At 73.4% G+C, this 20,784-nt stretch carries 20 protein-coding genes; 7 read left to right on the forward strand and 13 right to left on the reverse strand.

Features of this window, described 5'->3' with window-relative positions; all coding sequences use genetic code 11:
• Positions 1 to 10: 10 nt before the first annotated feature.
• The 7 genes from SLAV_RS16395 to SLAV_RS16425 form a co-directional block, all read right to left on the reverse strand.
• Entirely contained in the window at positions 11 to 307 is a 297-nt protein-coding gene (locus SLAV_RS16395; protein ID WP_030236421.1) for a hypothetical protein, read from the reverse strand.
• Positions 308 to 456: 149 nt separating this feature from the next.
• On the reverse strand, positions 457 to 2,040 hold the full coding sequence (locus SLAV_RS16400) for an APC family permease (RefSeq protein WP_030236423.1): 1,584 nt from the start codon (positions 2,038 to 2,040) through the stop codon (positions 457 to 459).
• A 230-nt stretch (positions 2,041 to 2,270) separates the two neighbouring features.
• Positions 2,271 to 3,740 carry an aldehyde dehydrogenase family protein gene (locus tag SLAV_RS16405; RefSeq protein WP_030236425.1) on the reverse strand — a complete coding sequence of 490 codons (1,470 nt, stop codon included), beginning with the start codon at positions 3,738 to 3,740 and terminating at the stop codon, positions 2,271 to 2,273.
• Positions 3,737 to 5,476 carry an N-acyl-D-amino-acid deacylase family protein gene (locus tag SLAV_RS16410; protein WP_030236427.1) on the reverse strand — a complete coding sequence of 580 codons (1,740 nt, stop codon included), beginning with the start codon at positions 5,474 to 5,476 and terminating at the stop codon, positions 3,737 to 3,739. Before SLAV_RS16410 ends, SLAV_RS16405 begins: the two co-directional genes overlap by 4 nt.
• A 166-nt stretch (positions 5,477 to 5,642) precedes the next feature.
• Positions 5,643 to 6,764, reverse strand: a complete 1,122-nt coding sequence (locus SLAV_RS16415; RefSeq protein WP_030236428.1) for an LLM class flavin-dependent oxidoreductase — start codon at positions 6,762 to 6,764, stop codon at positions 5,643 to 5,645.
• Positions 6,765 to 6,874: 110 nt separating this feature from the next.
• Positions 6,875 to 7,660 (reverse strand): SDR family NAD(P)-dependent oxidoreductase, encoded by a 786-nt coding sequence (locus SLAV_RS16420; protein ID WP_030236429.1) that lies wholly within the window; start codon positions 7,658 to 7,660, stop codon positions 6,875 to 6,877.
• A 14-nt stretch (positions 7,661 to 7,674) separates the two neighbouring features.
• Complete coding sequence (locus SLAV_RS16425; RefSeq protein ID WP_234333792.1) at positions 7,675 to 8,622, reverse strand: TIGR03619 family F420-dependent LLM class oxidoreductase; 948 nt, start codon at positions 8,620 to 8,622, stop codon at positions 7,675 to 7,677.
• Between the two features lie 76 nt (positions 8,623 to 8,698).
• Between SLAV_RS16425 and SLAV_RS16430 the strand changes: the two genes are divergently transcribed.
• A complete protein-coding gene (locus SLAV_RS16430) occupies positions 8,699 to 9,463 on the forward strand; it encodes a transmembrane-type terpene cyclase (RefSeq protein WP_435846469.1) in 765 nt (254 codons plus the stop codon).
• Here the strand turns inward: SLAV_RS16430 and SLAV_RS16435 are convergent.
• The 3 genes from SLAV_RS16435 to SLAV_RS16445 form a co-directional block, all read right to left on the reverse strand.
• Entirely contained in the window at positions 9,435 to 10,268 is an 834-nt protein-coding gene (locus SLAV_RS16435) for a hypothetical protein (protein WP_030236438.1), read from the reverse strand. The genes SLAV_RS16430 and SLAV_RS16435 overlap by 29 nt on opposite strands.
• 65 nt (positions 10,269 to 10,333) lie before the next feature.
• A complete protein-coding gene (locus SLAV_RS16440) occupies positions 10,334 to 11,659 on the reverse strand; it encodes a sensor histidine kinase (protein WP_078950533.1) in 1,326 nt (441 codons plus the stop codon).
• Positions 11,656 to 12,354: a response regulator transcription factor gene (locus tag SLAV_RS16445; protein WP_030236443.1), complete on the reverse strand. Its 699-nt coding sequence runs from the start codon at positions 12,352 to 12,354 to the stop codon at positions 11,656 to 11,658. The genes SLAV_RS16440 and SLAV_RS16445 overlap by 4 nt, the downstream gene beginning before the upstream one ends.
• Before the next feature lie 89 nt (positions 12,355 to 12,443).
• Here SLAV_RS16445 and SLAV_RS16450 point away from each other — a divergent pair, with 89 nt between their 5' ends.
• From SLAV_RS16450 to SLAV_RS16475, 6 genes are all read left to right on the forward strand, one after another.
• Positions 12,444 to 12,974, forward strand: a complete 531-nt coding sequence (locus tag SLAV_RS16450) for a hypothetical protein (RefSeq protein ID WP_051841264.1) — start codon at positions 12,444 to 12,446, stop codon at positions 12,972 to 12,974.
• Entirely contained in the window at positions 12,959 to 14,125 is a 1,167-nt protein-coding gene (locus SLAV_RS16455) for a peptidoglycan-binding protein (RefSeq protein ID WP_234333793.1), read from the forward strand. The genes SLAV_RS16450 and SLAV_RS16455 overlap by 16 nt, the downstream gene beginning before the upstream one ends.
• On the forward strand, positions 14,122 to 14,853 hold the full coding sequence (locus tag SLAV_RS16460; RefSeq protein ID WP_030236452.1) for an ABC transporter ATP-binding protein: 732 nt from the start codon (positions 14,122 to 14,124) through the stop codon (positions 14,851 to 14,853). Before SLAV_RS16455 ends, SLAV_RS16460 begins: the two co-directional genes overlap by 4 nt.
• Positions 14,853 to 16,067: an ABC transporter permease gene (locus SLAV_RS16465; RefSeq protein WP_030236455.1), complete on the forward strand. Its 1,215-nt coding sequence runs from the start codon at positions 14,853 to 14,855 to the stop codon at positions 16,065 to 16,067. Before SLAV_RS16460 ends, SLAV_RS16465 begins: the two co-directional genes overlap by 1 nt.
• 182 nt (positions 16,068 to 16,249) lie before the next feature.
• The gene (locus SLAV_RS16470; protein WP_030236457.1) at positions 16,250 to 16,579 is read left to right on the forward strand and encodes a hypothetical protein; all 330 of its coding nucleotides are present in this window, start codon (positions 16,250 to 16,252) and stop codon (positions 16,577 to 16,579) included.
• 126 nt (positions 16,580 to 16,705) lie between these two features.
• A complete protein-coding gene (locus SLAV_RS16475) occupies positions 16,706 to 17,146 on the forward strand; it encodes an NUDIX hydrolase (RefSeq protein WP_030236459.1) in 441 nt (146 codons plus the stop codon).
• Between the two features lie 51 nt (positions 17,147 to 17,197).
• Here the strand turns inward: SLAV_RS16475 and SLAV_RS41030 are convergent, their stop codons facing one another.
• The 3 genes from SLAV_RS41030 to SLAV_RS16500 form a co-directional block, all read right to left on the reverse strand.
• Positions 17,198 to 17,821, reverse strand: a complete 624-nt coding sequence (locus tag SLAV_RS41030; RefSeq protein ID WP_158740799.1) for a hypothetical protein — start codon at positions 17,819 to 17,821, stop codon at positions 17,198 to 17,200.
• Between the two features lie 155 nt (positions 17,822 to 17,976).
• Positions 17,977 to 18,819: a trypsin-like serine peptidase gene (locus tag SLAV_RS16490; RefSeq protein ID WP_234333794.1), complete on the reverse strand. Its 843-nt coding sequence runs from the start codon at positions 18,817 to 18,819 to the stop codon at positions 17,977 to 17,979.
• A 545-nt stretch (positions 18,820 to 19,364) separates the two neighbouring features.
• Complete coding sequence (locus SLAV_RS16500; RefSeq protein WP_030236466.1) at positions 19,365 to 20,603, reverse strand: glycosyltransferase; 1,239 nt, start codon at positions 20,601 to 20,603, stop codon at positions 19,365 to 19,367.
• Positions 20,604 to 20,784 lie beyond the last annotated feature (181 nt).

Below are 20,784 nucleotides of genomic sequence, written 5' to 3' on the forward strand. Positions count from 1 at the left end.
AGGCCCGCCGTCAGCCGCCTACCTCGGGGGCCTTGGGCAGTCCGGCGGAGAGCGCGGTGCCTGCGCCCGTGAGGGAGGCGTCGGTGGCCTTGGAGGCGGTTCCGGCCGCCTGGGCGGTCACGCCGACGGCGGTCTTGGTGTCCTGCACGGCCTGCCCGGGGTGGTCGACGATCTGACCGACCCGCTTGGCGAGGGGCTTCACGGCGGTGGCGTTGCCGTCCGCGGCGTGGGCGGCGGCGGGGGTGAGTGCGATCGCGGCGCCGCCGGACAGGAGCAGGGCGGTGAGGGTGCGCTTCATGGCCTTCATGCACGGCCCAACGACCTCACCGCGCCCCGGGTCACCGCTCGCCGCGGGCGTTCCGCGCATCGGGTTATTCCGGCACCGGCGCCCCGGCGCGCCCGGCCGGCCCGCACCCCGGGGCCCGCGCCCCGGCGCACGCCCGCCGGGCGGCGGGGTCAGTCCTCGACGACCAGGGACGGGGTGGACTTGGTGAGGACCTCGCCACGGAAGAAGGCGGGGCTGCGGCGTTCGGTGACGACCATGATGACCAGGCCGAGGGCGAGCAGGCCGACGCCGATGACGAAGACGCTGCCGACGCCGAGGCCGGGGATGGTCGAGCCGGATCCGTAGGAGGGGTTCCAGGCGTCGGTGAGGGTCTTGAAGAAGACCGCGGCGAGGAGGAGGCCGCCGGTCACCGGGAGGATCCCCTTGAAGAGCAGGTCGCGCACGGAGCGGCGCAGCTCGCCGCGGAAGTACCAGGCGCAGGCGAAGGCCGTCAGCGAGTAGTAGAAGCAGATCATCAGGCCGAGCGCGAAGATCGTGTCGGTGAGGACGTTCTCGCTGACCAGGGTCATGACCGTGTAGAAGGCGCCGGTCGCGACACCCGCCGTGACGGTGGCGCGGCCCGGGGTCTTGAACTTGGGGTGGACCTTGGCGTAGGAGGCGGGCAGGGCCTCGTACGTGGACATGGCCAGGACCGTGCGGGCCACCGGGATGAAGGTGGTCTGCAGGGAGGCGGCGGCCGAGGCGAGGACGGCGACGAAGAGCAGGATGCCGAGCACGGGGCCCATGACGGGGCCGGCGAGGGCGGCGAAGACGTTGGCGGAGGTCTCCGGGTTGCCGAGGCCGAGGCCGGAGGTGCCGGAGCCGACGGCCATCTGCGCGGCGACGCCGGTGGCCAGGTAGGAGCCGACGAGGACGACCATCGCGATGAGCGAGGCGCGGCCGGGGGTCTTGGAGGACCCGATGGTCTCCTCGTTCGCGGTGAGGCAGGTGTCCCAGCCCCAGTACATGAAGATCGAGAGCGAGAGCCCGGCGGTGAAGGCGGCCATGGAGCCGACCGCGAAGGGGTTCATCCACTCCCACGAGAAGCTCAGTCCCGTGTCGAAGGTGCCCGCGGAGGCCTTCTGGAAGGCCATCGCGACGAAGACCGCGAGAACGAGGAGCTGGAGGCCGACCAGGGTGTACTGGATGCCCTTGGTGGCGGTCATGCCGCGGTAGCTGATGGCGGTGGCGACGGCGATCAGCGTCAGACAGGTGGTGATGTGGACGAGTTTGCTGTCGTCCAGGGCCGCGATCGACGGATTGTTCGTGATCTCGCCGGCCAGCAGCCAGAAGTAGGACGTGGCGACGCCCGCCAGGTTGGAGAGCACGATGATCGTGGCGATCACCAGGCCCCAGCCGCACATCCAGCCGATCCGCGGGCCGAAGGCCTTGACGGTCCAGGTGAAGGAGGTGCCGCAGTCCGGCATGGCCTTGTTGAGCTCGCGGTAGGCGAAGGCCACCAGCAGCATCGGGAGGAACCCGGCCAGGAAGACGGCCGGCATCTGGACGCCGACCTCGCCGGCGGTGGAGCCGAGGGTGGACGTCAGGCAGTAGACGGGGGCGACGGTGGAGATTCCGAGGACGGCGCTGCCCACCAGGCCGACCGACCCCTTGCCGAGGCCCTTGCCGCGGACCTCGCCGTCGGCTCCGCCCTCGCCCTGTGCGACGCCGCTTCCCGTGTCTCCGACCTGTGGCCGAACGTCCAGCTGTGTCATGGGTCAGGACGTTAGACGGTGCGGTTTCCACATTCGGAAGACTTAAGTCCGGATCCGGAGACCCCAAAATGCCTTGAATCTTGAGGTCGAGAGAGTTAACGATCACGCAATGAAAGGTTCACGGGTCCGCCGGACATCGTTTCGGCGGACCCGGAGCCCCCCTTTCACCATGCGGAAACCGCAGCTGTGTCCGTTTTGAGGCTTTTCAAACTTTCCAGATCAATTTTTGGTCAAGCCCATACGATCGACTGGATCTCGCTGTATGCGTGCAGCGCGTACGAGCCCACGTCCCGCCCCACGCCGCTCTGCTTGAACCCGCCGAACGGCGCCTCCATGTTCCGGCCGATCGTGTTCACCCCGACCCCGCCCGCCCGCAGCCGCCGCGCCACGCGGAACGCGCGGGCCGCGTCCCCCGACCAGACGTAGCTCAGCAGCCCGAAGTCGCTGTCGTTGGCCAGCCGGACCGCCTCCTCCTCGTCCCCGTCGAACGGAACGACCACCACCACCGGGCCGAAGATCTCCTCCCGGACCACCCGCATGTCGTTGGTGCAGTCGACCAGGAGGGTCGGCGCCACGTAGAAGCCGCGGCCGTCCCCGACCACGGGACGCTCCCCGCCGTACGCGATCCGCGCCCCCTCCTTCCGGCCCAGCTCCACGTACGACTCCACCCGGTCCCGGTGCGCCCCCGAGATCACCGGGCCGACCACCGTGCCCCGCTCCCCCGGATCACCCACCTTCATGAAGGCCAGGTAGCCCGTCAGCTTCTCCACCAGCTCCGCGTACACCGACCGGTGGACGATCACCCGCGTCGGCGCCGTGCAGATCTGGCCGGAGTAGAAGGAGAACGTCGTCCCGATGCCCAGCACCGCCGCGTCGAGGTCCGCGTCCTCCAGGACCACCGCCGCACCCTTCCCGCCCAGCTCCATCAACTGCCGCTTCATGCTCCGCCCGCACACCTCGGCGATGCGCCGCCCGACGCCCGTGGAGCCGGTGAAGGACACCATGTCCACGTACGGGGAGTCCACCGCCGCCTCGCCGACCTCCACCGAGGCGCCCGAGACCACGTTCACCACCCCGGCCGGCACCCCCGCCTCGTGCAGCGCCTCGGCCATCTTGAACACCGACAGCGGATCCTGCGGGGCCGGCTTGACCACCACCGTGTTCCCCATCGCCAGGGCCGGGGCCACCTTGCCCGCCGGGTTCGCCCACGGGTTGTTGTACGAGGTGATGCACGTGACCACCCCGACCGGCTGGCGCACCTCCAGCGCGCCCAGCACGCTCGCCCGCCCCATCGGGCCCGCCTCGGTCACCTGCGGCGGCAGCCCGCGCTCCACCGGCTCCAGCGCGCCGCGCGCGTACCGCCGGAAGCGGGACACCCCGACGCCCACCTGCATCCCGCGCGCGATGCCCGTCGGCGCGCCCGTCTCGGCCCGCGCCAGCGCCGCCCACGGTTCGAACTCCCGCTGCATGACGTCCGCGGCCCGGTCCAGGATCGCCGCCCGCTCCTGCGGCGCCGTACGGGACCAGCCCTCGAAGGCCTCGGCGGCCGCCCGGGCCGCCTCCTCCACCTGCGCCCGGGAGGCCTCGGGGGCCAGCCCGACCACGGACTCGTCCGCCGGGTTCACCACCTCGTAGTGGCCGCCGTCCGGCTCCACCCACTCGCCGCCGACGTAGAGCCGCTGCGCCGCGCCACCGCTCATCGGGTGCTCACCGTCCTCGTGTCCCGGCCCGAACGGAGCACGGTCCCCGGGACCGCCCCCGTCACCTCGTCGTCGCGGATGGTCTCCACACCGTTGACCCGTACCGAGACGATCCCGATGGCACGGGCGTCCAGGCGCGGGCTGTTCCCCGGCAGGTCGTGCACGAGCGTCGCCGGCCCGGCCTCGATCCGCTCCGGGTCGAAGAGCACCAGGTCCGCGTGGAAGCCCTCGGCGATCCGGCCGCGCCCGCGCAGCCCGAACAGCTGCGCCGGGTCGTCCGTCAGCATCTTCACGGCCCGTTCGAGGGGGACCAGCCTGCGGCCGCGCAGACAGTCCCCGAGGAACCGGGTCGTGTACGGGGCCCCGCACATCCGGTCCAGGTGCGCGCCGGCGTCGGAGCCGCCCAGCATGACGTCCTCGTGCCGCCAGGTCTCGGCGCGCAGCGCCCAGCTCGCCGGGTCGTTGTCGGTGGGCATCGGCCACAGCACGGTGCGCAGCTCGTCGTTGGCGCAGATCTCCACCAGGCACTGGAAGGCGTCCTGGCCGCGCTCGGCGGCGATGTCGCGCACGACCCGGCCCGAGAGGCCCTCGTTCTCCTTGCTGTAGGTGTCCCCGATGACGTAGCGGCCGAAGTCGGCCAGGCGGCGGAAGACCCCGGCCTCCTTGCTGTCGGCGCGGCGGAGCATCACGGCGCGGACGTCCGGGTCGCGGAGCCGGTCGATCCGCTCGGGGACGGGGAGGGCGAGGACCTCGCCCCAGCCGGGGATGAGGTTGAGGGCGCAGAAGGTGCCGAGGGACATGTTCATCGGGGTGAGGATCGGCATCGTGAGCGCCACGATCCGGCCCCCGGCCGCGCGGGCGCGCTCGCTGGCGAGCAGCTGGCGCGGGACGCGTTCGGGGACGGCGGCGTCGATGGTGAGGACGTTCCAGTTCAGGGGCCGGCCCGCGGTGGCGCTCATCTGCACGAAGAGGTCGATCTCGGCGTCGGAGAACCGGTCGAGGCAGCCCGCGACGATGGCCTCCAGCTGGGTGCCCTCGTGCTCGGCGACGGCCGCGCAGAGGGCGAGCAGCTCGGCGGGCTCCGCGTGGCGGGAGGCGACGGGGGCGCCGGAGCCGTCGGTGTGCGTGGAGGACTGGGTGGTGGACAGCCCCCAGGCACCCGCGTCCATGGCCTCGTGGAGGAGGCCGACCATCTGCCGGAGCTGTTCGGGGGTGGGCCGGCCGCCGACCGCGGCCTCGCCCATGACGTGCCGGCGCAGGGCGCAGTGGCCGACCATGAAACCGGCGTTGACGGCGATGCGGCCTTCGAGGGCGTCGAGGTACTCGCCGAAGGTGGACCAGGTCCAGTCGACGCCTTCCTCCAGGGCGGCGAGGGCCATCCCCTCGACCTTGCTCATCATGCGCCGCGTGTAGTCGGCGTCCTCGGGGCGGGCGGGGTTGAGGGGGGCCAGGGTGAAGCCGCAGTTGCCGCCCGCGACGGTGGTGACGCCGTGGTTCATGGAGGGGGTGGCGTACGGGTCCCAGAACAGCTGGGCGTCGTAGTGGGTGTGGGGGTCGATGAAGCCGGGGGTCAGGACGAGCCCGGTCGCGTCCTCGCTCGTACGGGCCGCCTCGGTGACGGTGCCGGGGGCGGCCACGGTGACGATGCGGCCGTCGCGGAGGCCGACGTCCGCGAGGCGCGGGGGCGTGCCGGTCCCGTCGACGACGGTCGCTCCGCGGATGAGGTGGTCGAGCATGACGGTTCCCCTCCTGGGTGGTGGTGGTCCGCGTCGGGCCGGAGCGGGCGGCGGGCCGCCGCCGGCCGCTCCGGCCCTCGGCGATGCCCTGCCGGGACGGCGGTCCGGGAAGACGCCGCCCCGGCGGGGGTCTGTCGGGGCCCGGGGGCGGCCGGGCCCCGGAGGGTCACGCCGACTGGCGGAAGCGGGTCGTGCGGTGGACCGGGTCCGTGTCGATGTGGGGGATGACGTGTTCGCCGATCAGCTTGATCGTGGTCAGCGTGTCCTCCTTCGACACCCCCGTCGGCAGGCCGAAGGACAGCTGGTCCGCGCCCGCCTGCTCCCAGCGCTTGCACTGGGCCCGCACCTCCGACGGGTCGCCGCAGATGAGGAGTTCCTCCGCGATGAGGAGCTCGATGATCTCCGCGTTGTACTCGGGGAGGGTCTCCGGCCACTGCGGGATCGCCTCGGGGCGCGGGAAGGTGTCGTGGTAGCGGAAGACCAGCGACTGGAAGCGGTTCATGTTCGCGTTGACCGCGATCTCCACGGCCTTCTCGTGGGTCTCGGCACAGATCGCCGTCGAGGTGACCATGACGTTGTCGTTGACGAAGGCGCCGATGGCCTTCGCCTCCCGGATCGCCGTCTTGTACTGGTCGAGGACCCACTCCATGTCCGAGACCTTCTGGACGCTGAAGCCGAGGACGCCGAGGCCCTTCTTCGCCGCCATCGCGTACGAGGAGGGGGAGCCGGCCGCGTACCACATGGCCGGGTGGGCCTTGCCGTACGGCTTGGGGAAGACCTTGCGCGGCGGCAGCGACCAGTGCTTGCCCTGGAACCCCTCGTACTCCTCCTGGAGGAACATCTTGGGGAACTCCGCGATGGTCTCCTCCCAGATCTCCTTGGTGTGGTTCATGTCCGTGATGCCGGGCATGAAGCCGAGGATCTCGTGGCTGCCGGCGCCGCGTCCGGTGCCGAACTCGAAGCGGCCCTTGGAGAGGTGGTCGAGCATGGTGACCTTCTCGGCCACCTTCACCGGGTGGTTGACCGGGGCGAGGGGGTTGAAGATGCCCGAGCCGAGGTGGATCCGCTCGGTCGCGGCGGCGAGGTAGCCGAGGAAGACCTCGTTCGCCGAGAGGTGCGAGTACTCCTCCAGGAAGTGGTGCTCGGAGGCCCAGGCGTACTTGAAGCCGGACTGGTCGGCCTGGATGACGTACTCGGTCTCCTCCAGCAGCGCCTTGTGCTCCGCCTCGGGATCGACCTTGGACCGCGCCTGGGGCACGTATCCCTGCACGAAGAGCCCGAATTCCAAGGGGGTCACCGTCCTTAGGTTTCTGACATGTCGTCAGATTTGATGGGTCCGACTGTTCCACCGCGGGCCGGGACCGTCAATACCCGTACCTGACGGTCCATCAGAAACTGTCAGAGGATGCTCACCCCGGCCATCCAGCCCCCGTCGACGACGAACGGCTGGCCGGTGATGTACGAGGAGTCGTCGCCGGTCAGGAAGAGGGCCAGGCGCGCGATCTCCTCCGGCCGCCCGACCCGCCCCAGCGGGACCACCCGCTTGTACAGCTCCGCCATCGCGTCCCGGGCCTCGTCCGTGATCCCCGCCGGGTCCAGGAGCCCGGGGTTGGCCATCGGGGTGTCCACCGCCCCCGGGCACATGGCGTTGACCCGGATGTTCCTCGCGGCCAGCTCCAGCGCGGCGACCCGGGTCAGGCCCAGGATCGCCGCCTTGGTCGCCGCGTACGCGCCCACGTACGCCATGCCCGTCAGCCCCGTGTAGGAGGAGGTGTTGACGATGGTCCCGCCGCCCGCCGCCCCGATCTCGGGGGCGAGCGTCTTGATCCCGAGGAAGGCGCCGACCTGGTTGACCTCGATCACCTGGCGGAACTCCTCCAGCGGGGTCGCGGTCAGCTCGTTGAAGCGCAGGATCCCCGCGTTGTTCACCAGGCCGCTGACCGGGCCGAAGGCCTCCTTCGCGACGGCCACCGCGGCCGCCCAGTCCTCCTCCCGGCTCACGTCCAGCCGTACGTACCGCGCGCGGTCCCCGCCGATGTCCTCGGCGACGGCGGCGCCCTGCTCGTCCAGTACGTCGCCCAGCACCACCCGCGCGCCCTCGGCGGCGAAGAGGCGGGCCTCCTGCTCGCCCTGGCCGCGCGCCGCACCGGTGATCAGGACTACGCGCCCGTCCAGCTTGCCCATGGCCACTACACCCTTCAGTCGTTGAGGAGGGGGGCCACCTCGGCCCCGAAAGCGGTGATCTGGTCGGTCAGTTCGGCGCGGTCGCGGCTGCGGAAGCGGACCTGGATCTGGTCCACGCCCAGCGCCCGGTACTCCCGCAGCGACTCCGCGAGCGCTTCCGCCTTGCCGGTCAGGGCCCGGCGGCCGGTGTCCCACGCGGGCTCGCCGACGTAGAGGGCCTCGGTGATCGCGCCGAACTCGACGGGGCCGGGAACCCCGGCCGCCGCGCGCAGCTCCTTGATCCGGGCGATCTGCGCCGGGAGCTTCCCGCGGGGGTCGCCCTGCGGGAGCCAGCCGTCGCCGCGCTCGGCGGCCCGGCGGACGGCGGCGGGCGAGGACCCGCCGACCCAGACGGGGATCCGCTCCTGGGCGGGCCGCGGGAGCTGGCCGAGGTCCCGGAAGGAGAACCGTTCCCCCTCGAACTCGGGGAACTCCTCGGGGCCGAGGGCCGCGCGCAGGGCGTCGAGGGTCTCGTCGAGCAGGGCGCCCCGGCGGGGGAAGTCCGCGCCGACGGCCTCGAACTCCTCCTGGACGTGCCCGGCGCCCACCCCGAGGATCAGGCGGCCGCCGCTGAGGTGGTCGAGGGTCGCGTACTGCTTGGCGGTGACGAGCGGGTGGCGCAGCCCGACGACCGCGACGTGGCTCAGCAGCCGGACGCGCTCGGTGATCCCGGCCAGGAAGGCCAGGGTGGCGACCGGGTCGTACCAGATGGTGCTCATGGGGCCGGCGAGGCGGCGCGGGATCGCCACGTGGTCGCAGGTGGCGAGGTACCCGAAGCCCGCCCGGTCGGCGGCGCGGGCCACCTCGGCGAGGTCGGCGGCGCCGGCCGAGGCCTCCCAGGGTTCCGCGTAGAGGGTGCTCTGCGACTGGACGGGGAGCTGCATCCCGTACGCCAGCCGGCCTTCCGGAAACACGCGTGCCATGGCGGGCCCGCCTCGCCTTCGTCTGCCGGGTGCGTCGTGCGCCGGCGCGGCGCGCCGGTGCCGGCCATCGTCGTAGCTGACGGACCGTCAGGCAAGAGGCGGGGGCGATCCGCACGGTCCGGCCGCACGGTCCGGCCGCACGCGCCGACCGCCGGCGCCGACCGCCGGCGCCCCGCCGCACGCGCCGTTCCGCGCGCGGCCTCCAGCGCCTAGGGTGCGGCGCGTGGAACTGATGCTCACCCTCGTCAGCGGACTCGCCTGGACCGTCGTGTACGTGGAGGCGATCCGCGTCGGGCTGCGGGACCGGACGTACGCGATGCCCGTCGCCGCGCTCGCGCTCAACCTCGCCTGGGAGACCACCTACGCCGTGGACGAGTTCCGCACCGGCGTCTCCGCGCAGGGCGTGGTCAACGTGGTGTGGGCGCTCGCCGACCTCGTGATCGTGTACACCTACCTGCGCTTCGGGCGCGCCGAACTGCCCGGCTTCGTGACCCGGCCGCTGTTCGCCGCCTGGAACGTGCTCCTGTTCGCCACCGCGTTCGCCGTGCAGTGGCTCTTCCTGGCCCAGTTCGGGACGCACGACGCCACCCGCTACTCGGCGTTCCTCCAGAACCTGCTGATGTCCGGGCTGTTCATCGCCTTCTTCGTCGCCCGGCGCGGTCCGCGCGGGCAGTCCCTGCTCATCGCCGTCGCCAAATGGCTCGGCACGCTCGCCCCGACCGTGCTGTTCGGGGTGCTGGAGGGGTCCGGCTTCGTCCTGGGACTGGGCGTGCTGTGCAGCGTGTTCGACGTCGTCTACATCGGCCTGCTGCTCAGAAGCCGGCCGGCCCCATCGCGATGACCGGGTGCGCCGCCGGGTCCAGGGTCTCCAGAAGCTTGCGCATCGCCTCCTTCGGCAGGCCGACGCAGCCCTGCGAGGGGCCGTCGTGGTCCACGTGGAGCCAGATGTTGCCGCCCTTGCGCTCGCCGTCCGGCTTGGCCGGGTCCAGCGGGGACACGCCCTGGCGGCGGTTGTAGTCGATCGCCACGACGTAGTCGAAGGAGCCCGCCAGGGACTCCCCGTTGACCCCGCGGCCGGAGGCCACGAAGGCCGCGTCCCGGTCGTACGGGAGCTTCGTACCGGGCGGCGCGGGCAGCCGCCCGCCCGCGTCGCTGAGGGAGAACACCCCCTGCGGGGAGGTCAGGTCCCCGTACTCGCGCTCGGTGGACCAGCCCTTGGCGCCGTTGCGGGCGGGCCAGTGCCCGGCCGCCGTCCAGTCGGCGCCCGCCGCGGCCCGCGTGTAGAAGGTGACGTCCGACTCCGAGGAGTCCTTCGCCCGGCCGGTGACCAGCACCAGCTGCCGGCTCTCGGCGGGGATCCGGGCGCGGGCCGCGTCGCTGAGCGAGGCCGGCAGCCCGTGGCGGGCGTCGGGGCGGTGCGCGTCGCGCGCGGCCCGGTCGGGGGTCTGCGGGCGGGAGTCCGAACGGGCCGGCGGCGGCACGGGCGCCCCCGGCTGCTCGTGGAGGGCCTGCACCCAGCCGGCACCGAAGGCCAGCAGACCGAAGGCGGCGACGGCGGTCAGCGCCCGCGGCCTGCGGGCGGCCGAACGGGAGCGCGTCCGGGTACGGCCGCGGGAACTGGAGCGGGCTCGGGCGTGCTTGCTCATTGACCCGACCGTACAGGAGGCGATCTTCGTTCCCGCCGAACGGGCGCCGCGCGGGCGCCGCGCGGCTACCCCGGGCGGGCCACGGACCCCGCGCCGGACCCGGCCGCGCGCCCCGCCGCGGACCCGGCCGCGCGCCCCGCCGCGCGCCGCGCCGCGGACCCCGCCGTGCGCCCCGCCGTCGGCTCCGCCGGGAAGCGGACGCGGACCGTCAGGCCGCCGTCCGGTGCCGGGTTGGCCTCGGCCAGCAGCCGCGCCCCGTGCGCCCGCGCGATCGAGGCGACGATCGACAGGCCCAGCCCCGCCCCCTCCCCCGCGGTGTGGCGGCGCTCGGCGCGGCGGCGGAACGGCTCCAGCAGCCGCGGCACCTCCCCCGGACCGATCACCGGCCCGGTGTTCGACACCGTCAGCACCCCCGACGGGGAGGTCCGCACGCGCAGCCGGCCGCCCGGCCGGTTGTGCCGCACCGCGTTGGCCAGCAGGTTGCGCACCAGGTGGCCGAGCAGGGTCCCGTCGCCGCTCACCGTCAGCGGCGCCAGTTCCCGTACGACGGCCACTCCGGCGTCCGCCGCACCGTCCGCGACCGCCGCCGACTCGGCCCGCACCAGTGCCGCCAGGTCCACCGGCCGCGCCGACTCCAGGCCCTCCTCGGAGACGGCCAGCAGCAGCAGCGACTCCACCAGGTGCTCGCTGGAGTCGGCCACCGCGATGAGCCGCTCCCGGATCCGGGCCACCTTCGCCGGGTCCGGCTCCCCGGCCAGCCCGATCTCGGCGGCGGCCCGCTGGACGGCCAGCGGGGTGCGCAGCTCGTGGGCGGCGTTGGCCGCGAAGCGGCGCTGCGCTCCCACGAGGTCCTCCATCCGGTCGAGCATCCCGTCGAAGGTGTCGGCGAGCCGCTTGAGCTCACCGGGCGGGGCCTGGAGGGCGATCCGTTCGTGCAGGTTCGCCCCGGACAGGCGGCGGGCCGTCTCGGTGATCACCCCGACGGGGCGCAGCACGCGGCCGGCCATCCACCAGGCGAGCCAGGCCGACAGGACGGCGAAGAGGGCGAGGGCCACGAGCGAGACGAGGGTCAGCTCGTGCAGGGCCGCCCCGGAGGCGGCGGTGGTCAGGTTGCGGGTGACGCGCCACTGCTCGACCTGCTCGGCGGTGGGGGCGGTGCCCGGCGGGAGCCTGTGGGCGGGCTCGAAGACCTTCTCCCCGGCGGCGGGATCGCGGCCCTCGGCCGGGACGCCGCCGGGCAGGACGGTGGTGACGGCCCCGTTGACGCGGGAGTACAGGCCCCGGCGCAGGAGCAGGTTGACCAGTGCGACGAGGCCGCCGCCCGCGAGGAGCAGCAGGGAGCCGTAGAGCGCGGTGAGACGGGCGCGCTCGGAGTGGAGCACCGCTCTCATCGCGGACCGGTGCTTCCTGCGCGGGGCGGTGCTTCCCCCGCGGCGATCCGGTAGCCCGCTCCCGGCACCGTCTCGATCAGCGGCGGCTCGCCGAGCTTGGCGCGCAGCTTGCTGAGGGTGACCCGGACGGCGTTGGTGCTGTAGGCGGTGTCCTGCTCCCACACCTGCTCGATCAGGTCGTCGCTGCTCAGTACCGCCCCCTCCGCCCGCAGCAGCGCCTCCAGCACGGCGAACTCCTTGCGCGAGAGCGCGAGGCGGTGTCCGTCGCGGGCGGCGGAGCGCCGCGCGGTGTCCAGGGCGAGCCCGGCGCGTTCCAGCACCGGCGGCAGGGCCGGACGGGTGCGCCGGCCCAGGGCCAGGACGCGGGCGAGGAGCTCGTCGTAGGCGAAGGGCTTGGTGAGGTAGTCGTCGGCGCCCAGGCCGAGGCCCTCCACCCGGTCCCGTACGGTCCCGGAGGCGGTCAGCATCAGCACCCGGGTCAGCAGCCGCTCGCGCACCACCTGGCGGCAGACCTCGTCTCCGTGGAGTCCGGGCAGGTCCCGGTCGAGGACGAGGACGTCGTACTCGCCCAGGCGCAGGCGGCGCAGCGCCTCCAGGCCGTCGCCCGCCTCGTCGACGGCCAGCGCGTCGCGGCGCAGCCCCTCGGCGATCATCTCCCGGAGGAACTCCTCGTCCTCCACCACCAGTACTCGCATCCTCCCTCTCTACAGGAGGAGGACATTTCGGCGTTGTAAGCGATCCGCGAGAGGGAAGCGAAACCGCCTCCTCCCGCACGCTCGGGCCCATGAAGCGATCCCTGACCATGACCACGGCGGCCGTCCTGACCGGCCTCACCCTCTTCGTCACGGCCTGCGCGAACAGCGGGACGTCGGACGGGAAGGAGGGGAAGGAGGGCAACGGGACCGGGACCGGGACCGGCTCCGCGAGCGGCGGGTCCGGCGGGTCCGGCGGGTCCGGCACGGGCGCCGACGCCGACAAGGCCCTGAAGGTGCGCAAGTGCCTGCGCGAACACGGCATCGACGCCCCGGACCCGGAGCCCGGCCAGGACCCGCGCGGCATGACCCTCGGCGGGGGCGCCGACCCGCAGAAGACGGAGGAGGCCATGAAGGCCTGCGGGCTCCAGGCTCCCGGGTCCGGCAAGGAGCCCACGCAGGAGCAGAAGGACAAGGAGCTGCGCTGGGTCAGGTGCATGCGCGAGAACGGCGTGGACCTCAAGGACCCCGAGTACAACGGCGGCGCCAAGAGCGCGACCGAGATCCCCAAGGGGCAGGAGAAGGCCTTCGAGGCGGCCCAGAAGAAGTGCGAAGCGGCCTGATGGCGCGGCGCGGCAGGTGGCTGGTGGCCGCCCTGGCGGTGGTGCTGGCCGTCTCGGGCGGCGGGTACGTCCTCCTCGACCGGCCCGCGCGGGACGACGGGCGCCGGCAGCACGCCGACGGCCTTCCCCCGGCCACGGACGAGGTCCGGCGCGGGGACCTGAGCTCGGGCAGCCAGGTGGACGGCACCCTCGGGTACGCGGGCGAACGCAAGCTGAGCACGTCCGGGCCGGGCGTCCTGACCTGGGCCGCGGCCGAGGGCTCGGCCGTGGAGCGGGACGGGAGGCTCTACGAGGTCAACGGCAGGGCGGTGCGCCTGATGTACGGGACCGTGCCGATGTACCGGCCGCTGAAGGCGGGGGACAAGGGCGAGGACGTCAAGCAGCTCAAGCGGAACCTGGTGGCCCTCGGCCACGGGGCCGGTCTGGACGCTTCGGACGGGACCTTCACGCAGGGCACGGCGGCGGCGGTGAAGCGCTGGCAGAAGGCGCACAAGGAGAAGGAGACGGGCGAGGTCGCCAGGGAGGACATCGCCTTCGCCCCGGGCCCGCAGCGGGTCAAGCGGGGCGACGCGGCGGTCGGTGACGAGCCGGGGCCGGGCAAGCCCGTGCTGACCGTGACGGGCACCGAGCGGATCGTCCGCTTCCAGCTGGACGCGGCGAAGGCCGGCTCGGCGAAGACCGGCGACAAGGTGACGGTCCGCCTCCCGGGCGGCACCGGCGCGAGCGGAAAGATCGACTCGGTGGGCAGCACCGCGGCCCCCGACGACCAGAACGGCGGCCCCGGCGGGGGAGGTGGCGGCGGCGGGGGAGGTGGCGGCGGCGGGGGAGGTGGCGGCGGCGGGGGAGGTGGCGGCGGTGACAAGAAGGCCAAGGTCGAGGTGATCGTCGTCTTCGACAGCCCCGGCGACGTCAAGGGCCCCGACCAGTCCCCGGTGTCGGTGTCCCTGACCGGCGAGACCCGTACCGGCGTGCTGTCCGTACCGGTGGGCGCGCTGCTGGCGCTGTCCGGTGGCGGCTTCGGCGTCCAGGTCGTGGAGAACGGCCGGGCGCGCGACGTGAAGGTGGAGCTGGGCATGTTCGGCAACGGCCGGGTCGAGGTGACCGGCGGCGACCTCAAGGAGGGCATGCGGGTGGGGGTGCCGAAGATATGACGGACCACGCCGTCCGCCACGGGCCTCCCGTCGTCGAACTGGCCGGGGTCACCAAGGAGTACCCCGGCGGGGTCACGGCCCTGCGCGGGGTGGACCTCACCGTCCTGAGCGGGGAACTCCTCGCCATCGTCGGCCCGTCGGGCTCCGGCAAGTCCACCCTGCTGCACGTCGTCGGCACCCTGGACCGGCCCACCTCGGGCCGCGTCGCCATCGCGGGGCACGACGTGGCGGCCCTGTCCGACCGGGCCCTGTCGGCGCTGCGCTCGCGCCACGTCGGCTTCGTCTTCCAGTCCTTCCACCTGGTCCCGGGCCTCAGCGCGCGGGCGAACGTCGCCGAGGGACTGCTGTACTCCGGACTCCCGCGCGCCGAGCGAGGGCGCCGGGCGGAGCGGGCCCTGGCACGGGTCGGCCTCGGCGACCGGATGGACCACCGGCCGCACGAGCTGTCGGGCGGGCAGAAACAGCGGGTGGCCATCGCCCGCGCGGTGGCGGGCGAACCGGACCTGCTGCTGGCCGACGAGCCGACGGGGGCCCTGGACACGGCTTCGGGGCGGTCGGTGATGGAACTGCTGCACGAGCTGAACGAGGACGGGGCCACCATCGCCGTGATCACCCACGACCAGGAGATCGCCGCCGCCCTGCCCCGCCGGGTCCGCATCCGCGACGGCGAGGTCGTCGCGGACGCCCGGAACCCGGAGGCCGGGGCCGCCGGGACGGAGGCCGGGTGATGGGGCGCCGTTCGAGGGGCCGCACCCGGCTCACGCCCCCCAGGCTCACCCCCCGCGACGTCCTGCACGCCGGTTCGGCGGGGCTGCGCTCGCGCCCGACGCGGGTCTTCCTCTCCGCCCTCGGGATCGCCATCGGCATCGCGACGATGATCGCGGTGGTCGGGATCTCCTCGTCCAGCCAGGCCAAGCTCCTGCGGGAGCTGGACCGGCTGGGCACGAACATGCTGGTGGCCACCCCCGGCCAGTCCATGTTCTCGGGGCAGGACACGAAGCTGCCCCCGGAGGCCCCGGGCATGATCTCCCGCATCGACGGGGTCGAGTCGGTCGGTACGACGGGGGACGTGGCGCAGTCCGTCCGCCGGTCGGAGAACATCCCGGCCGGGGAGACGGGCGGGATCGCCCTCAAGGCCGTCAAGGACGACCTCCTCGGCACGCTGCGGGCGGGCGTGCGCAGCGGGACCTGGCTGAACGCCGCCAACGGCCGCTACCCCTCGGTGGTGCTCGGGCACGTCTCGGCGCAGCGCCTGGGCATCACGCAGCCGGGGCAGCAGGTCTTCATCGGAGGCCGCTACTTCACGGTGGTCGGGATCCTGGAGCCGGTCCCGCTGGCCCCGGAGGTCGAACGCTCGGCCCTGATCGGCTGGGAGGCGGCGACGGGGCTGCTGGGCTTCGACGGTCACCCGACCGCGGTCTACGAACGCTCCGCGGACGACCGGGTCGCGGAGGTCCGCGGGCTCATCGCCCGGAGCGCGAACCCCCGGACGCCGGGCGCGGTCTCGGTGACCGACCCCTCGGCGGCGCTCCAGGCGAAGGCGGCCACCGAGGGGGCGTTCAGCACGCTGCTGCTCGGGCTGGGCGGGATCGCGCTCCTGGTGGGCGGGGTCGGCGTCGCCAACACCATGATCATCTCGGTGCTGGAACGCCGCCACGAGATCGGGCTGCGCCGCTCGCTCGGTGCCACCAAGGGGCAGATCCGGATCCAGTTCGTCACCGAGTCGCTGCTGCTGTCCGGACTCGGCGGCCTGGCGGGGATCGCACTGGGCGGCGCCGCGACGGGGATCTACGCCCGGGCGGCCGACCTCCCCTGGGTGGTCCCCCCGTGGGCGGTCACGGGCGGCTTCGCGGCCACCCTGGCCATCGGCACCCTGGCGGGCCTCTACCCGGCGGTCAGGGCGGCCCGCCTCTCCCCGACGCTGGCGCTCCAGGCGGCGTAGGGGGGCGGGGAGGGGAGGAGCCGCATAAACGATACGGCGGGCGCGCCGGTCGCATGATCAGACGGCAAATGCCACCTGATCAGGGGAAATGATGGCCGGAACGGCCTTCCCGGGGGCGCGGGGCGATCTACTGGACGGGCCGGCCGCACGGGGGTGCGGCCGACCGAACAGGAGGATCTGTCATGCGGAAGTCCGCGACCGTGCTCGCCGCCCTCGCCTTCGCCCTCGCGGGAGCATCGCCCGCCAACGCCGCGGTGGACAGCCAGTGCGGTCGGTACATCTGCGTCATGACGGCGCACCACAACCGGTTCGTGCAGGACATCACCGTCCAGACCCGCGACGGCAACCCCGGCGTCCTGCGCGCCTACTGGGGGGAGTTCCGTTCGGGGCGGGTCACCGCCGCCTCCCACCGCTGGAACGTCGGCTACGAACAGGCCGGAGCCAAGCTCGTCTGCGGCGGCCTGGAGCGCGACGGCCGCACCATCGAGGACGGCATCTGCGTCACCATCTGAATTCCTGGCGCGGGCGGGGCGGGTGGGGCGGGACCGGCCCGTCCCGCCGGTCACACCGGTCCAGCCGGGTCCCGCCGAGCCCGCCGACCCCTCCCGCCCGCAGGGGCCCGGACGTACCCTGAACTGATGAGAACTCCTCGTCAGGCAGCGCGCATTGTCGTCCTCTCCCCCAGCGGATCGGTGTTCCTGTTCCGGGAGAACAACAGCGAAGTCGGCATCCACTGGCTGCCGCCGGGCGGCGGGATCGATCCCGGCGAGAGCCCGGAGGAGTGCGTGCGGCGCGAGTTGCGCGAGGAGACCGGGTGGACCGACCTGGAGCCGCAGCGGCTGCTGTGCACCTGGGAGCACGACTTCACCCACCAGGGCGTCCCGGTCCGCCAGCACGAGCACATCTACGTCACCACGGGCCCCCGTCGCGAACCGCGGCTCGAAGCCCCCGACATCCACTGGCAGTGGCTCTCCCAGCAGCGCCTCGCCACCCTCGGCGAACCCCTCTGGCCCCCGCGCCTGCCCCAGCTCCTCGCCGGCACCCCGGCCGAACCGGTCCACCTGGGGCTCGTGACGTAACCCCGGGCGGGGAGGGTCCGCGCAGCCGGCCGCCCCCGCATTCCGCCCGGATCACCCGGACCGGCGGCGGGTGTCCGTGAGGGTGTAGCCACCCGCGGTCGTACCGGCGTCGGCGGGCCCGGCCGCGCAGGGCGCCAACTCGGGCGCACCGGCCGGGGGCGGCGCCGTGATCCCGATCCGGGTCTCCCCGGTCCCCGGCGCGGCGACGTGGAAACTCACCCCCATCCGGGCGGGCGGCGTACCGTGCAGGAACTCCTCCCAGTCCGGTCCGGCGTCGACGAGCCTGCCCGTCACGGCCACGTCGGCGCCGTCGACGCGTACGCAGTCGACCCGGAAGTCACCCCAGTTGAAGCCCGGCCGCGGCCCGTCGGAGCCGTCGGAGGGGCCGCCCATGAAGTGCTGGATGCGGAACGTCCCCCAGGAGCGCGCCGCCACGGCCGGATCGCGGCCGTCGAAAGAGCCGTGCGCGTCGACGAGGATCCGGACGTCGTCCCGCGGATCCCCGTACGCCATACGGGCCCAGCCGCGGATGCCGGCGAAGGCGGTGGCTGAGGCCGCTGGGGCGGGGGCGGCTGCGGCGGTCGTGGCGGCCGCGGCGGTGGCCGTCGGCGCGGCCGCCGCTACGGCCAGGGCGAGGACGAGCGGAACGGTACGGCGCGGGGTCGACTCGATCACGGTGGTTTCCCCTCCGGAAGCGGTGGTGCGGTCGCCTCCGATCCTGTCGGGCCGCCGCTCCCCCGCCATCGCGCCCGGGAGCGACCCACCCTCCCCCGGTTGGGGGAGGAAGGGTCAGCGGGGGGGGAGCGTGGGGGTGGTCAGCGTGGGGGTGGTCAGCGCTTGGCGGTGGCCTTCGCGTAGAGCTGCGCCGCGTAGTCGCCGAGGACGGTGCTCGTGGACACGTCGTCCGTGTCCCCGCCCGTCAGGATGCCGATGATCTTCCCGTCGCGGCCGATCCAGGCGCTGCCGCTGGTGCCGCCCGGGAAGTCGGAGCAGTCGAAGCGCTGTTCCGTCGGGCTGAGGCGGACGGAGACGGCCGTGCAGGTGCGGGGAACCTTGCGGTCGGCGGGGTAGCCCGTCACCGTGACCTCCTCGCCCGCGCGGCCGGAGGTGTCCAGGGGGGCGCCGCCTATGACGTCCTCGATGTTGCGGCCCTTGGCGTCGGGGGCCACGCGGGCGAAGGCGAGGTCGTAGTCGTCGTCCGTGCCGTCCGCCCAGCGCTCGTCCTCGTAGACCTGCTCTATCTTCCAGGTCCCGTACGGGGCCACGCCGTTCGCGTACGCGGGCGCGAAGACCGCACCGCCGTCGCGGGTCTGCTCGCCCTCCATGAGGCAGTGACCGGCGGTGATCAGCAGGTTCTTGCCGGGGCTGCGGACGACGGTGGCGGTGCAGAAGTGATCGCCGTCCAGGCCGCCCGTGAACAGGGCGCCGGTGAAGGCGGCGGGCCCGCCCGGCTTGGGGGTCACGGCGGCCGGCGGCGGCGAGGCGAGCTGGGGCTTGGAGGCCTTGGACCGCGACTGCCCGGTGGGCGAGCCGGACGGGGTGGCCGACTTGGCGCGCACGGGGGCGTCGGCCCCGTCGGGCGGCGGCACCAGCTCGGCCACCGCGGCGGAGGCGCCCAAGGCAGCCACCGCACACAGCACCGCCGTCACCACGGTCCGCTTGTCCACCGCCATGATCCCTCCCGCTTCGCCCTCGCGAAGCATGCCCCGGAGGCGGGGCGAGGTGCAAGGGGAGAGGGTGGGGCGGGGGCGGAGTCGGGGGACAGCGGGACTTGACCTGGTCCGTGTCAGGGAGGGTTTGGGGGTTTCCCGTCAGTCTCATCGTCCTTCCGCGTCGGGCCGGGCTGTCAAGGGCGCTCCTTCGTCGCGTCGCTTCGCGATGGCCTTCGGCCACCCTTGACAGCCCGTCCCGCCACGGAATGCCAAAGACTGCCGGGAAACCCCCAAAAGAACGGTCACGGGGGAAGTGAGGGAGGGGCGGGTGGCTCAGTGATGCGAGACCCGTCTCCGCCCGGTCCCGCATTTCCGGCCCCGAATAGCCATCGGCCCCAGGCCCGGGGCAGCCCAGACCACCCGACAGGACGACCAGAGCGTCCAACGAACCTCACGGGCGCGTCGGATCGCTACGCGCTTCTCTCGGCATGGCGTCCGGCGGCCGTCTGGGGCCGGACACAAGCCGCCCACGGCCGGGAGTCCCTCACGCGAGCGCGGGCTGTTTGTCAGTTCTTCGTCGTCGGGGTCTGACGAACGAGGTCGAAGAGGAGTTGGGCGGCCACTGCTGCTCCGTCGGCCTGGAACGCGGCGGCCACGGCTGTGGCGCGGGCGCTGGTGTCGGGAGTGAGGGCGGTCTTGAGTGCGGCGGACAGGGACTCGACCGTGGGGGTCGGGCCTTCGTGGGCGGCGCCTATGCCCAGGTCGGCCACGCGGGCGGCGAAGTAGGGCTGGTCGGCCCCCTGGGGCACGATCACCTGGGGGGTACCGGACCAGGTGGCGGTGGCCGTCGTGCCCGCGCCGCCGTGGTGCACGACGGCGGCCGTGCGGCGGAACAGGGCCTGGTGGTTGGCCTCGCCGACGACGAAGCAGTCGTCCTGGTCGTCGATCAGGGCCAGGTCGGCCCAGCCGCGGGAGAGGACCGCGCGGCGGCCCTGCGCGCGGATGGCCTCGATGGCGACGCGTGCGACGTCCTGCGGATCGCGCATGGGGATGCTTCCGAAGCCCACGTAGACCGGCGGCGCACCGGCGTCCAGGAACTCCACCAGGTCAGCGGGCAGCGGGCGTTCGTCCGGGAGGACCCAGGCACCGGTCTGCACGACATGGAGATCGGCCGGCTGCACCCACGGGGCCAGGGTCGGGTCGGTGGCCAGCCACGGCCGGTCGGTGAAGACGTGGTCACGGACGTTGTCCAGTACCGGCAGGCCGATCGACGCCCGGTGGGTGTTGATCGCCTCCCCGAACACCTCCTGCGCGTCCCGGGCGTCCTGCTCCCACAGCGCGACGTTGTCCGTCACATCCGGCGCGAGCGGACGTCCCGGGCGTGCCATCGGCTGATGGTGCGGGGACGGCAGGCTCACCGGCTGGTAGCTGGCGTAGACGTAGGGGATGCCCAGCTTCTCGGAGACGGCCTTCACGCCGGCCACGGCCGGCACCAGGCCGGTCGCCACCAGTACGTCGCACCCCTCGGCAGCGGCCCTGGCCTGCTCATAGAAGGCGGCGACCAGCGCGGCCGCCCGCTTCGGTACCCCTCCCGGCGACGGCGGCGTCTTCCCGGTCACCAAGTCGCGCACCGACTGTCCGGTCGGGGTCATCTCCACACCGATCGTCGCCAGCCGCTTCGCGAACTCCTCGTCCGGCGGTGCGCACACCCGCACCTCCGCACCGAGTTCCAGCAACCGCACCGCGAGTCCCACGAGCGGCTCGACTCCCCCGCGCGAATCGTACGCAGACAACAACACACGCATTCGTGACGCCCATTTCCCTTGACTGTGGCTGAGGTTGGCGATTCTGCGGCATGCCGGGGGCCTTGCCGCAATCCCCCCTGCCCGCTATACCTTGAGAGTGGAAAGGCGTGACCACTCCCCCTTTCCCCCGGACTTCCCCTCTCCCCCGGCCGGCTCATGCCCAGCCCCAGACGGCCGCCGG

This window comes from Streptomyces lavendulae subsp. lavendulae (assembly GCF_002803845.1).
GTDB classification, from domain to species: Bacteria; Actinomycetota; Actinomycetes; order Streptomycetales; family Streptomycetaceae; genus Streptomyces; species Streptomyces lavendulae.

Excerpts from the sequence above, each read along its gene's own strand:
- SLAV_RS16395 (WP_030236421.1), bottom strand. The coding sequence starts at position 307 with ATGAAGGCCATGAAGCGCACCCTCACCGCCCTGCTCCTGTCCGGCGGC.
- SLAV_RS16400 (WP_030236423.1), bottom strand. The coding sequence starts at position 2,040 with ATGACACAGCTGGACGTTCGGCCACAGGTCGGAGACACGGGAAGCGGC.
- SLAV_RS16405 (WP_030236425.1), bottom strand. The coding sequence starts at position 3,740 with ATGAGCGGTGGCGCGGCGCAGCGGCTCTACGTCGGCGGCGAGTGGGTG.
- SLAV_RS16410 (WP_030236427.1), bottom strand. The coding sequence starts at position 5,476 with ATGCTCGACCACCTCATCCGCGGAGCGACCGTCGTCGACGGGACCGGC.
- SLAV_RS16420 (WP_030236429.1), bottom strand. The coding sequence starts at position 7,660 with ATGGGCAAGCTGGACGGGCGCGTAGTCCTGATCACCGGTGCGGCGCGC.
- SLAV_RS16425 (WP_234333792.1), bottom strand. The coding sequence starts at position 8,622 with ATGGCACGCGTGTTTCCGGAAGGCCGGCTGGCGTACGGGATGCAGCTC.
- SLAV_RS16435 (WP_030236438.1), bottom strand. The coding sequence starts at position 10,268 with ATGAGCAAGCACGCCCGAGCCCGCTCCAGTTCCCGCGGCCGTACCCGG.
- SLAV_RS16440 (WP_078950533.1), bottom strand. The coding sequence starts at position 11,659 with ATGAGAGCGGTGCTCCACTCCGAGCGCGCCCGTCTCACCGCGCTCTAC.
- SLAV_RS16445 (WP_030236443.1), bottom strand. The coding sequence starts at position 12,354 with ATGCGAGTACTGGTGGTGGAGGACGAGGAGTTCCTCCGGGAGATGATC.
- SLAV_RS16450 (WP_051841264.1), top strand. The coding sequence starts at position 12,444 with ATGAAGCGATCCCTGACCATGACCACGGCGGCCGTCCTGACCGGCCTC.
- SLAV_RS16460 (WP_030236452.1), top strand. The coding sequence starts at position 14,122 with ATGACGGACCACGCCGTCCGCCACGGGCCTCCCGTCGTCGAACTGGCC.
- SLAV_RS16465 (WP_030236455.1), top strand. The coding sequence starts at position 14,853 with ATGGGGCGCCGTTCGAGGGGCCGCACCCGGCTCACGCCCCCCAGGCTC.
- SLAV_RS16470 (WP_030236457.1), top strand. The coding sequence starts at position 16,250 with ATGCGGAAGTCCGCGACCGTGCTCGCCGCCCTCGCCTTCGCCCTCGCG.
- SLAV_RS16475 (WP_030236459.1), top strand. The coding sequence starts at position 16,706 with ATGAGAACTCCTCGTCAGGCAGCGCGCATTGTCGTCCTCTCCCCCAGC.
- SLAV_RS16490 (WP_234333794.1), bottom strand. The coding sequence starts at position 18,819 with ATGGCGGTGGACAAGCGGACCGTGGTGACGGCGGTGCTGTGTGCGGTG.
- SLAV_RS16500 (WP_030236466.1), bottom strand. The coding sequence starts at position 20,603 with ATGCGTGTGTTGTTGTCTGCGTACGATTCGCGCGGGGGAGTCGAGCCG.